6 protein-coding genes are annotated in these 12,498 nt (G+C 66.9%); 1 reads left to right on the forward strand and 5 read right to left on the reverse strand.

Annotated features, from left to right (window positions below; genetic code table 11):
* Positions 1-159 precede the first annotated feature (159 nt).
* The 5 genes from AC58D2_RS19420 to gdhA form a co-directional block, all read right to left on the reverse strand.
* Complete coding sequence (locus AC58D2_RS19420) at positions 160-4,395, reverse strand: LVIVD repeat-containing protein (protein WP_497392693.1); 4,236 nt, start codon at positions 4,393-4,395, stop codon at positions 160-162.
* Positions 4,396-4,397: 2 nt separating this feature from the next.
* Positions 4,398-6,317 carry a hypothetical protein gene (locus AC58D2_RS19425; protein WP_497392694.1) on the reverse strand — a complete coding sequence of 640 codons (1,920 nt, stop codon included), beginning with the start codon at positions 6,315-6,317 and terminating at the stop codon, positions 4,398-4,400.
* A 3-nt stretch (positions 6,318-6,320) separates the two neighbouring features.
* Positions 6,321-8,282, reverse strand: a complete 1,962-nt coding sequence (locus AC58D2_RS19430; protein WP_497392712.1) for a heme-binding protein — start codon at positions 8,280-8,282, stop codon at positions 6,321-6,323.
* A gap of 212 nt (positions 8,283-8,494) precedes the next feature.
* Positions 8,495-9,934, reverse strand: coding sequence for a multiheme c-type cytochrome (locus AC58D2_RS19435; protein WP_497392695.1), 1,440 nt, complete (start codon positions 9,932-9,934; stop codon positions 8,495-8,497).
* Between the two features lie 26 nt (positions 9,935-9,960).
* Positions 9,961-11,316 (reverse strand): NADP-specific glutamate dehydrogenase, encoded by a 1,356-nt coding sequence (gene gdhA / locus AC58D2_RS19440; RefSeq protein ID WP_497392696.1) that lies wholly within the window; start codon positions 11,314-11,316, stop codon positions 9,961-9,963.
* A 160-nt stretch (positions 11,317-11,476) separates the two neighbouring features.
* On the opposite strand from gdhA, the gene AC58D2_RS19445 reads away from it, so the two are divergent.
* Positions 11,477-12,403, forward strand: a complete 927-nt coding sequence (locus AC58D2_RS19445) for a tetratricopeptide repeat protein (RefSeq protein WP_497392697.1) — start codon at positions 11,477-11,479, stop codon at positions 12,401-12,403.
* Positions 12,404-12,498: the final 95 nt, after the last annotated feature.

The following is a 12,498-nucleotide window of genomic DNA, read 5'->3' on the forward strand; positions in this document are numbered from 1 at the left end:
TGAAGATGCGGTTCGTCCCCAATCGGTCGATCCGATCACATCGGCAGCGATCGCGCCGTTCGGGGTGGGGAGCGGACGTGGCGGCGAATCAAGCCCCTCCCCTGAAGGGAGGGGCTTGCATCTCGCACGGCCGCAACCCGTCGTTAGCTGCCTTCGCCGTCAGTCCGGATAGGCCAGCGGCGGCCGCCAGCCCTTTTCGTCCACCGCGTCGCTGACCTTGTAGACCAGCCCCTTGCTGTTCAGGAACAGCTTTTCCATCTCGCTGCGCGTGAAGGGGCGCGAGCCGACGCGGCCGAAGATGGCGATCTGGCCGCCGGTTTCGTCGACCGCGCGGTCGCGGTCGAGGCCTTTCGACAGCGACAGCGCCGGGGCGGGGGTTTTCGCCCACGCGATCAGTTCGGGCGTCGGCTTCGGCGAAAAGCCATAGAGGCCCGGATTGTCGGGACTGGTCAGCTGGAGCACCTTGATGCCGCTGCGCCCGTCGGCGACATAGGCGAAGAGCGAGGCGTTGGTCGTCCCGACGATCACATCCTCGGCGTCGGTCATCGCGCCGTCGAAGGTCAGCGGCGGCCACGCGACGGGCGCATCGGGCCGGGTGACGTCGACGATCACCAGCCCGTCGGCCTTGGCCGCGACATACATATAGGTGCGCGCGAGATAGAGTTTGCGCGCGTCGGCGAGCCGCACCGTGCCCGCGGGCACCGGCACCGGCCGGTCCATATGGGTGATGTCGAACAGCTTCACCCCCTCGGCGTCGGTGACCCACAGGTAGCGGAACTGCACCGCGCTCGCGCGCGCGTCGGTGAGCGGCAGTTCGGCGGTGATCTTCGGTTCGAGCGGCGTCGACAGGTCGACGACGATCAGGCCGCGCTCGGCGGCGATATAGGCGTAATTGCCCGCGAGCGTGATGTGCCGCGCCCCGGCGAGCGCATTGCCGGGATTCCACGTCAGCGCGCGGTCGAGCTTGTTGTTGCGGAACTCGCCGTCGGCCATCGTGTCGATATCGACGAGGATCAGCCCCTCGACGCTGTCGGTGATCACCGCATAGCGATAGAGGGGCGCGAGCGCCTGTTCGTGATTTTCCGGGAAATTCTGGCGGATATAATCGTTGCGCGCGACGCTGATCGGCTGGGTGGTGCCGATCGCCATGCAGGTCGCGTTGGCCGTCTTCACATGCGTGTCGTGGCCGAGCGGCGAGAAGGGCGCGCGGACGATGCGTTCGGAGAAGCCCTTGTTGCCGATCGAGGCGATGTCATAGACGCGAAAGCCGCCCTTGCCCTCGGCTACGAACATATATTCGCCGCGCTGTTGCAGGCAGTTCACCCGGCCGCTCGTGTCCTGGACGATGTTGGCGAATTCCTCGAGCGCGTGGCTTTCGCCCGACCCCTTCTTGTCGAAGGTCTTGCCGCGCACCCAGTTCTTGAGCTCGCGGTGGTTCTGTTCGACGTGCAGCTTCCAGTAATCGGGATAGGCATAGCGTTGCAGATAGCTGCCGATCACCGCCTGCGGTTCGTCCCATTCGGTGACGCGCGTCGCCTGAAAGCCCTCTTCGAGCCCCGACCAGACGTTCAGCCCGACGAAATTGACGAAATTCGTGCCCATCAGCAGCAGCTGCGACATGATCGCATTATTATCGTCGGCGTCGGACAGGTGGCAGTCGGTGCACTGTTTGGTTTCCTGGAGGCGCACCGTATGCGGGAAATGCGGCGCGAAGGCCTGGCTCGAAAAGCCCGCGGCGGAGATCGGCGGCTGCTGCACATAGATACGCTCGCGGTTGATGTTCGTCGACGACAGGATCAGCGCCGAGGACGATCGGATCGGCGCAATGATGCCGCGCGGATTGCCGCCAGCGTCGGGCTCGCCGGGCTTGGTGAGCATGTGCCGGCCGAGCTGGAACATCTCGTCGCGCGCCACTTGCGGGTTATAGGTCGCGAAGTTGCGCGTCTCCTCCCCCTCGAAATGGTGCATGCTGGTCTTCCAGTTCGCCTCGATCGGCAAGTGACAGCCGCCGCAGCTCGTCGTCCACGACAAATGGCAGGTGAAGCAGGCCATGCGGTCGTCGCCGTGCGCGCGATCCGACTTCGCCACGCCCGGCCCCCAGCCGAAGCCGCCGTCGTCGGCGCCCGAGCGCGACATCAGCTTGGCGCGCGCCGCCCTGGCATTGAAATGCGGCCCCGGCGTCACCGATTGCTTGACCAGGCTGACCTGCCATTCGAGCTTCGGATCGACGATCGAGCGCTGGATCAGCCCGGTGATCTCGCCGTCGTCGCCATATTGAAATTCGAAGCGCCGCCGCCCGTCGGGGTTGCGCAGCAGCGCGAGGTTGGTGCCCTGCGGCCGTGCCGCGACGTTCGAGGTCAAGAGGTTCGGATACGCATCGGCGGTGCCGTGGCAATCCTTGCAGCCGATCTCGACCGCATTCGCGACCTCGCCCTGGATATAGCCGTTGCCGTGCGCGTCCTGCGCGAAATGGCAGTCGGCACACTGCATCCCCTTTTCGGCGTGGATGTCCATCATATGGACCGCCTTGCCGGGGTTGATCCCCGGCGGCACGAACTTGCCCTCGACCCCGGGCTTTGCGGGATCGGCGCTCGCGAGACACAGCTCGCGCTGCTTGGCGTCGCTGTAGCTCGCGCAGCTCTTGCGCCATTTCTCGGGATCCTTGGGATCGACGATATGCGCGGTGTCGGTGCCATAGGTCGACATGTTGCCGCCCTGGTCGAGCAGATTGCCGTTGCGGTCGCGCTTGAAGATGCCGCGGAAGTTCCAGCCGTGACCGTGATAGTCGGCGAACTGGGTATCCTTGTTGCTGTCGTTGACGTCATAGACGTCGCGCAGAAATTCGACGTCGGACCACAGGCCGCGCGGGCTCGCCCCCTCGGGATTGCGTTCGAGCACCTCGTGGACCTCGGCGGCGCCCGGATAGCGCTGCCGTTTATAGGTCCGTTCATACTCCTCGTCGCTCATCCCCGGCGGGCGCGGCGCGCTGTTCTCCGGCCCGGGCCACATCTGCGGCGCGTCGGATTCATAGTCCCACATCGTGTAGCCGAGGTATGAGTTCAGGAAGATGTTCGGCTGGTGCATGTGGCAGGTCATGCACTGCGCGGTCGGGATCGCACGGGTGAAGGCGTGGGCGATCGGGTGGCCCGATTCGCTACGCCCCGGCTCTTCGGGATGCGCGGGGTCGATCAGTGCGCCATGCCCTTTGCCATGCCCCGCGCCGCCGCCGTGCGCGCGCTTGCCCGCGATCGTCGGGTCGATCGTCGCGCTCTGGCCGTCGCGGCCAAAGCCCGCGTAGAGCAGGCTGTGCCGCGGCTCGCGGTCGTTGGCATAGACGACATGGCACCCCGCACAGCCCGACTGGCGATAATCGCCGGGCTGGTCGTTGGTCCCCATGAACCACATATAGGGGTCGTTGAGGCGGGTCTTGTGGATGTTGAGGACCGCGATCGCGATGCGCAGCCCGGTGCCGGGACCGCGATTCGATTGCTTGAGGTCGGGGCGGCCGGGCTCCTCGAGCCGCTGGATGCTCCCGGTCGGGTTCGGCAGGCCGATCTCCGAAAATTGCGTGCTGATGTTGCGGCCGCCGCGCTCGAACACGCGGAACACGTCGCTCGGCGGGACGACGTTCCAGCGCGGCAGCGGATAGAGCCGCGCCAGCGCCCCGCGCTTCGTTTCGCTGTCGGTCAATATCTTGTCCGAGGGAAAAGCGGGCTTGCACGCCTCCTTATACTCCTCCGCGCTGAGCCGCGACGAGGGCGACAGGATGCAGGCGGCTTCGCCGGTGCGGGTATAGGCCTCACCGAACACATAATTTTTGAAGGGCACGATTCCGTTGTTGTACGCGCCGCCGCCCCACAGCATCGCGCCGGTCGACATCAGCGAACGTTCGGTCGCCTCGATGACCTCGAGGTGGCACGCGCCGCACGCCTCGCGCGCGACCCGATAGTCGCTGGGATTGACGAAGCGGATATATTCGGGCGCTTCCTTGTTGAGCAAAGTATAGCTGCGCTGCGGGTTCGCCGAGCTGTCGTGCCACGCGCCGGGCAACGTCGGTTGCGGATGCGCGCGCTTCATCACCGCCAGGTTGCGCGGGTCGTCATAGCCGAGCGTCGGGTCGCCGAATTCGGCCGCGTCGCCGCCATGACAATCGGTGCAGCCGAGGCGGACCGCCGGGGTCGCGTGCATCGTCGGGCGGTCGGTCCGGACGTGGCAGCTGTAACAGCCCTCCGACTTCGCCATCATGTCGGCCTCGCTCTGCTCGCGCGGCGCGGGCGGGGTGAAGCGATACTCGACCTTGACCGGCTTTTCCTCTTCGGACGCACGGCCGGACTGCCCGCCGAAGGACAGCGACATCAGGAGGACGGCGAAGAAGGCGAGGAGCTTGCGCGTCATCATCAGAAACTCAGGATCGCATTGGCGAGGATCGACACATAGACGGTGTCGCGGCGCTTGTTTTCGAACAGATCCCTGAAGCCCTTGCCCGGCACGAGGACCGCGGCGCTGAGGCGCCCGACGATATTCTGCGTCGCTTTCGGCCGCCAGATGCCGGCAACCGACAGGTCCCAGCCGATATCCTTCGGGATCGACCCTTCGCTGCGCAGGGCCTGCAGCGTCGCCGTATTCTGGAACCACAGATGATTGGCGTTGCCGCTCACCCGCACCTCGGGCGACAGGTCGAAATCGGCACCGGCGCCGAGCAGGATGGTGCCCGGATTGTTGAAGTTCGACTGCCCCTCCTCCTTCGACGAGCGCAGCGAATTCAGGAGGCCGTTGCGGCCGTTGATCGAAATGACGCGCCCGCCGCCGGCAAAGGGAATCGTCTGGCGAATCCAGTAGCTCGTGTCGGCGCCGGCAAAGATCGGGTTTTCGAAGATCGCGTCGAAGCCGCCCTCGGTATCGTTATAGGGGTCGCCGTCGCCGGTCGCGTAGAGTCCCGACAGGCGGAAGCGCATCCAGTCGTGATCGTAGCTGAACTCGGCGGCGGCGAACCCCGCGCGAATCTTCGCGGGCTCGTTGGTGAAGATGCTGTTCCTATCCTCGCCGAGCGCGGCATAGACGCTCGCGGTGACGTTGATCCGCCCGACGCGCCCGTCGGCGCTATAGCCCAGATAGACGGCGTCATAATCGCGCCCGCGCAAGTTCCCGAGCAGCGCCGGGCGCACCGGAAAGCCATTATGGTCGATCTGGATATCGCCCTTTTCGCGGTTGATGTTCCACGTCGCCGACAGCTGGCTGGTCAGCCCGACGACCGGAAAATCCTGGCGATAGACGTTGGCGGTCAGGACATAATCGTCGCGCGGGCTTTGGGTGACGTCGTTGAGGCCGCTGTTGGTGTCCTTCTCGAGCCGCCAGAAGGCCGCGAGATTATATTGGAAGCGATTGTTGTCGCGATTGCCGAACAGGCGGATGCCGAGCTGGCTGTCGTTGAACAGGAAGCCGCGGAAATCGCTCTGGAACGGCTGGATGCCGACGCGGATCGAATGGAAGTCATAGCGGTCGCTGTCGTTGCCGAGATGCTTGTCGATAAAGGCTTCCTGCACCCCCAGGAAGCTGTCGTACCGATGGCTTTTCTTCGATGGACGCACGTCGAGGACGCGGCGTTCGGGCACGTCGACATAGTTGAAATTATAGGCGAGCGTCAGGCGATATTCGACGTCGGGCGGCTTGAACGCGGTGTTGCCCTTGATCAGCGCCACGCCGCCGATGAAGGTCTGCGCGGCGACGAAGCTGCGGTTCCTGCCGAACACGTCGAGGCTGCCCGGGCGCTCGGTGGTCTGCACCCCAACCGGAATCGGAAAGGTGCGCGGTTCGAACACGCTGTCCGAAATCGCGTTCACAACGAAGAACCAGTCGTCACCCTTGATCGGCAGCCACGGCACCTTGGCGCGGTCGATCGGCCGGTCGCCCTTCAGCGTGTTCTGGTGATAGGGGTCGAACCAGCGTTCCTTGACCACGCCCAGAGTTTCGATCAACCGCCAGCGGTCGGGGATGGGAAGCTGGTCGCGAATGCCCGGGAAAGCCTCCGGCGGCGGCGGGCGCAGCGCACCTTCATTGTCCTGGCTCAGCGGCTCGGGAAGCTCGGGGTTATAGCCCGGGCGGCGGCGCCCCTCGATCAGCTGGGTGACGAGATCGTCGCCGACCATCTGTTGCCATTCGACCGGCGGCGGAGGCGGGGTGAGTTCGTCGAGGGGCTGTTCTTCGGCAGCAGGGGCCGGCTGTTCGGCGGTGGCCGGATCGGCGGGCGGCTCGCTCGCGGGCGCGCCTTGCGCCGCGAGGGTCGCGATCACCGGCCAAAGGCTTCCCCCCGCCATCATGCGCTACAGCCCGTCGCAGACATTCTGCTGCGCCGTGTCGAGGAAGGGCGCAAAGGGACAATTGATATAGCGCAGCCGCACCGTCGCGCCGTCGGTCAGGCGCACGACGACCTGATCGGCGCGGATCGCCGTCGGGGCATTGCCGATCCCGCCGACGCGCGCGCCGGCATTGTGGAGCCCCAGAAAGCTGATCATATCGTCCTGGTCGATGCCGTCGCCCGACACGCCGATCCCGCCGACCAGCCGGTCGCCGCGATAGACGGGAACCGAACCGGGAAAGATCTGGATGCCGTTCTGCAGCCGGTTCTGCCCCGCCGCGACATCGGGCAGCGTCGTGCAGCGCTGCGGCGTGTCGGTCGCGCTTGCGCCCGACACATAGCTAAGATGCGCGCCCAGATTGCCGATGATCAGCGCCGATTGCAGCCCGGTCGAAAAAGGATTGAACTGCGCGATCGGCCGCGACAGCGGGCCGTTCGGCCGCCCGACCTCGCCGTCGGGAAAATAGGGCCGCGACAAATTGCCGCCCGACCGGTCGGCGAAGGCGAACGTGCCGGTGAGCGCCGACGGGTCATTGAGGAAGCTGCGCACCGCGGTGACGAACTGGCGCACGTCGGCGCTCGCGTTCGCCGACAGATCGGCGCCCGCCTGCGCGCCCGAAAAGAAGGTCGCGGTGCGCGCCTTTTGCAACGACACGTCGGTGCCGAAGATCGGCGCATCGGGCGAGCGGACGATACCGAGCACCGCGCCGTTCGTGTCGACGACGCTGATCGACACCTGCGCGCGGCTGTCGAGCGGGCGGCGGATCTGCGCGCGCGCGCGGCTCATCACCGCGAACGCTTCCTCAAGCAGCGCGCGCACCTCGGCGGCGGTCAGCGGCGCGCTATTGCTCGCGCCGTCGGTGGCGGCGCGGATCGGAAAGCGGTTCGCGCCGCCGCCGTTGGTCAGCACATAGGCGTCGGGGTTTGAAAATTCGCTCGTCGTCGCGGGGCGGATGCCCGACGCTTCGCTGCCATAGGCGGTGCCCGCGATGACGGCGGCGTTCGCATAGCCCGTGACCGCGACGAGCGCCCCCGCGCTGGCGCCGAGGCTCGCAAAGCTCGCGCCGCCGCTCGTCTGGAGGCCTGCATAGGTCGCGTCGGAGAAGCGCAGGCTCGTTCCGTCGACGGTGATCTTGTCGGCGGTGATGCTCGCGGGCGCCTCGAAGCCGCGCGTGCCGGAAAGCGCAATATATTCCTCTGCGTCGCTGTCGGTGTCGAGGATGTTCGGGTCGCTGCCGTAATCGCCGTCACCCATCACGCCGATGCCGCCGACGAGCACGCCATTTTTATAGAGCGGCAGCCCGCCCGGATCGGCAGAGAGGCCGAGCGGCGACCGTTTCGGCCCGATCAGTGCCGCGCCGCCGCCGCCGCCGAACCGCGCCGAAAAATCGCTGCACGGAAGCTGGCTGAATTGCACCCCGAACAGCGGTCCGCTTTCGAGCCCCGCGGTGGTCGGGGCGGGCGGGAAATGCTCCTGGACGATCTGGCTAGCGGTGCGCGTCGAAAAGGCGTTGCCGCCGCTCGAGAGGTACGCGCCGGTGACCGCCTTCGCGATCGCGCCGGCTTCGGCGGGGAAGCTGACATTCTGCGCATCGATATCGTCGCCGTTCGGCGCCGCCGAGGTCGTCGCGGTCGCGCGCGCGCCGGTCATCCGATAGACGGCGAGCACATTGCCGACGCGGTCGGTTACCGCGATCACCGACGGCAGGCCGCGTGCCTGCGCTTCGGCGATCGCATTGGCCAGGACCTGCTGGACGTCGGCGACGCTCAGCGCTTCGGCGGCGGGCGGGGTATAGACCCCTGTCGGCGTGGGCGTCGGCGCGGGGGCGGGCGCAGGGCTCGGCGTCGGCGTACCGCCGCCATCCCCGCCGCCGCACGACGCGAGCAGCAGCGCGGCGAGCGCGGCGAAGGTGGTCGAACGAAACAGCGCGGAGCGTTGTCTTCCCCCCTCCCGCTTGCGGGAGGGGTTGGGGGTGGGCAACGACGTCGCTATGGCCCACCCCGCTGCGACTAGCGAGCAAGCTCGCAAGTCTCGCTGCCCCTCCCGCAAGCGGGAGGGGACATTTCGACGCATAGAAATCACATATGCGATGGCCTTGGCTTCGCTCGGGGAGGCGGACGATATATTTCGACGCGCCATTATCTGAGCGCCTGAATCGCGCGCACCGCGCTGCCGAACGATGCCTGGAAGTCGGCGGGGCGATAGCTATTGGGGTCCTTCACCGCGGCATAGGCGCGGTCGATGTCGGCGCGGATGCCCGCCGCGGCGCCGACGGTGATCCGCCCCGACGACACCATCGCGCCGAGCAGGGTATCGACCCCCATCACCGCCTGCGACGATCCGGCATAGTCGGTCAGGCGGTTGCCGACCGTCTTTGCCGCGATCGCATCGACGAGCGCAAAGGCGTCGGTGCCCGCAAAGCTCCGCGCGGCGAAAGCGGCCTTGAGCGCCGACACCGTCCTGGCGAGTTCGCCCGCGGCGGCGACCGCACTCGGGCGATCGGTCGCGAGCCCGCGGTGAAAGGCCGCCGAGCGCGCGGCGAGCTGTTCGGCGAGCGCGGGCGAGGCGAGCCGCGATGCGGCCGACAGCATGATCAGATTCTCGTCGTTATAGGGCGGCATGCCTTCGGGCATCCCCGGGCGGCCGGGATTGTCGAGGCTCGTCTTCACCGGCTTCGCCTGGTCATAGATGCGGCGGTGGCAGCTGTGGCAGTCGAGGAAGTAGAATTCGGGGAACATCCCCTCGGTCCCGCGCTTCGACTGGAACAGCGCGAGACTGCGTTCGAGCGCCGTCGCCTGGCCGACCGCCCACATCTGGACATGGTCGGTGCGCGTCGCGGGCGCGCCGAACTTGCGCCAGCCATAATCGGCGTCCTCCTGATGATGCGCCTGCAGCGCCGAGAAGAGGTCGAGCTCGAACGAAATGCGCGGATGCCCCGCCGCCATGATGCGGTGCGTGACGAACTGCCCCTCTCCCGCCGAGCCGAAGTGACAGTCGACGCAGACGCCCGCGCGGACCACGGGGTCTTCGAGCTTGCGCAGCCCTGCGCGCAAGTTGGCGAGGTGCTTTTCGCGCATTTCGGCGCCCGGGTCGGGGTTGTCGCCGACCCCGGCATAATGGGTCGCGATCCAGCCGCCCGCGGGGCCGTGGCACGATTCGCACGTCACCCCGTCGGCGAGCGGCGCGGTGCCGCGGCTCGCCGCGGCGTCGCTGTGGCAGCCGAGGCACATCGCAGCGCGGCTCGGGTCGCCTATGCCGAGGTTCGCCGCGATGAAGCGGCTGCGGCCGTTCGACAGCACCGCCCACGCGCGGCTGTGTGCGCCGCCGGGAGTCGAAGGCTCCTGCCAGCGCATCAGCTCGTCCTGGCGGACGATCGTGCCGTCCGCTTCCATCCGGCCGTGGCACGTCGATCCGGCGCACGAAGCGACGCCGAGGAAGCGGCCGCCGCTTTCGCCCTGCGAGCGCGCCGGCGGCGCGGCGAGCGTCGCGGCCAGGATCAGCATCGCGAGCACGGCGGCGAAAACGGCGATCGCCGTCCATCGCCGTTCGCCGCGCTGTCCTGCCGCGTGCATCGTCATGCCTGCCCCCCTGGACCGTCTAGCCGCTAAACCACCCCGAACGCCAGCATCGCGTCGGCGACCTTCTTGAATCCCGCGATATTGGCGCCCTTCACATAATCGACATAGCCGCCGCCCTGGTCGCCATAGGTCAGGCAGCGGTCGTGGATTCCGGCCATGATGTCCTTGAGCATCTGTTGCAGCTCGTCTTCCTGCCAGCTCCGCCGCTCGCTGTTCTGGCTCATTTCGAGCCCCGATACCGCGACGCCGCCGGCGTTGGCCGCCTTGCCCGGCGCATAGAGGATTTTCGCATCCTTGAAGATGTGGACGCCCTCCAGGTCGGTCGGCATGTTCGCGCCCTCGCTCACCGCGATGCAGCCGTTCTTCACCAGCGTCTTCGCATCGTCGCCAAGCAGTTCGTTCTGCGTCGCACAGGGCAGCGCAACGTCGCACGGCACGCCCCACGGCGTCTTGCCGGGGGTGAAGGTCGCACCTTTGAACTCGCTCGCATAATCCTCGATACGGCCGCGGCGGTGCGTCTTGTGCGCCTTTACCCAGTCGATCTTTTCCTGGGTGATGCCGTCGGGATCGTGGATGAAGCCCCCCGAGTCGGAGAGGGTGAGCACCTTGCCGCCCAGCTGGACGATCTTTTCGGCGGCGTGCGTCGCGACATTGCCCGACCCCGAAATCACCGCACGCTTGCCAATGAGATCCCGGTCCTGCACCGCGAGCATATTGGCGAGGAAATAGACCGCGCCATAGCCGGTCGCCTCTGGCCGGATCAGCGAGCCGCCCCATTCGATGCCCTTGCCGGTCAGGACCCCGGTAAACTGGTTCGTGATCCGCTTATACTGTCCGAACATGAAGCCGATCTCGCGCCCGCCGACCCCGATGTCGCCCGCCGGCACGTCGACGTCCGCGCCGATGTGGCGATAGAGTTCGGTCATGAAGCTCTGGCAAAAGCGCATGATCTCGCGCACGCTCTTGCCCTTGGGATTGAAGTTCGCGCCCCCCTTGCCGCCGCCCATCGGCAGGCCGGTCAGCGCATTTTTGAACGTCTGTTCGAACGCCAGGAATTTGAGCACGCTTTCGGTCACGCTCGGGTGAAAGCGGATGCCGCCCTTGTAGGGGCCGATCGCATTGTTGTTCTGAACCCGCCAGCCGCGCTGAACGCGAATATTGCCGTTGTCGTCTTCCCAGCACACGCGGAAAGAGACGACGCGATCGGGTTCGGCCATGCGCCGCAGGATCTGCTGCGCATGATAATCTTCCTTGTCGCCAATGAAGTCGAAAATATCCTCGGCGACTTCCTGCACCGCCTGCACGAACTCGGGCTGCCCCGGGTTGCGCCGCTTAACGCCTTCCATGAACGTCGGAAAATCGACGTGATCGGAAACTGCCATGGCACCCCTCCCCCTCCAAAAAAAGACTGGGAAAACCGGTGCGACCCGCTGTTATGACGATTTTCGTTGACCGACCTCAACGCGTCAAGGCTACACCATCGCGAGGCAAAGGCAAGTCGCCACCGCGTCTTTATGCCGGGGCGGCAGGGGAGCCGAGAACATGAGCGAGACGAGGACAATGACGCGCGCCAATCGCACGATCCTGATAGCGGCATTCCTGCTGCTCGTCGCGGCGGTCGGCTATGCGATATGGCGGGATTCCGGGCCGGCGGCGCTCGACTCCGCGTCCCCGGCCGCTGTGCCGCCCGGCGATCGGCTGACGGCTCTCGCGGCGCAGGCCCAGGCGACCCCCGGCGACGCCGATGCCTGGACGAAGCTGGGCGCGGCGCGGTTCGACACGAGCGATTATGCCGGTGCCGCCGCGGCCTATGAAAAGGCGGTGGCGATCGCCCCCGATTCGGCCGGTCTCTGGTCCGCTCTCGGCGAGGCGCGGGTGATGGCGAGCGCGCGCGATCCGATGCCCCCGGCGGCGCTGGCGGCGTTCGAGAAGGCCGTGGCGCTCGATGCCGGCGACCCGCGCGCGCGCTATTTCCTCGCCGTCAAAAAGGACGTCGGCGGCGATCACAAGGGTGCGATCGAAGACTGGTTCGCGCTGCTCGCCGACACGCCGCAGGGCGCGCCGTGGGAAGCCGACCTGCGCCGCACGATCGAGCAGGTCGGCGCGATCCACAAGATCGCGGTCGCCGACCGGCTTGCGAACACGCGGGCGCGTGCGCTCACCCCGAGCGAAATGCCCGTCGCGGCGCGCGCGATTCCCGGTCCCTCGCGCGCCGAGATGGAAGCCGCGTCGCAACTCCCGAAGGGTCAGCAGGACGCGATGATCGCCGGGATGGTCGACGGGCTAGAGGCCAAGCTGAAGGCGAACCCCGCCGACGTCGACCGCTGGATCATGCTGATGCGCAGCCGCATGACGCTGGGCGAGACGGCGAAGGCGGCGCAGGCGCTGAAGGACGCGGTTGCCGCGAACCCCGGTGCGGCGGAGCGATTGAAGGCGCAGGCCCAGATGCTCGGGGTGCCGGGGGCGTGAAGCCCAACCGCCATTGAAAACGCAGTGTGCTCCCGCGAAGGCGGGAGCCCATGATCCGGCCGTGCAAGGTGGCGTCAATCGGAGATGGGTCCCGC

The sequence above is a fragment of the Sphingopyxis sp. CR5 genome (assembly GCF_059693785.1).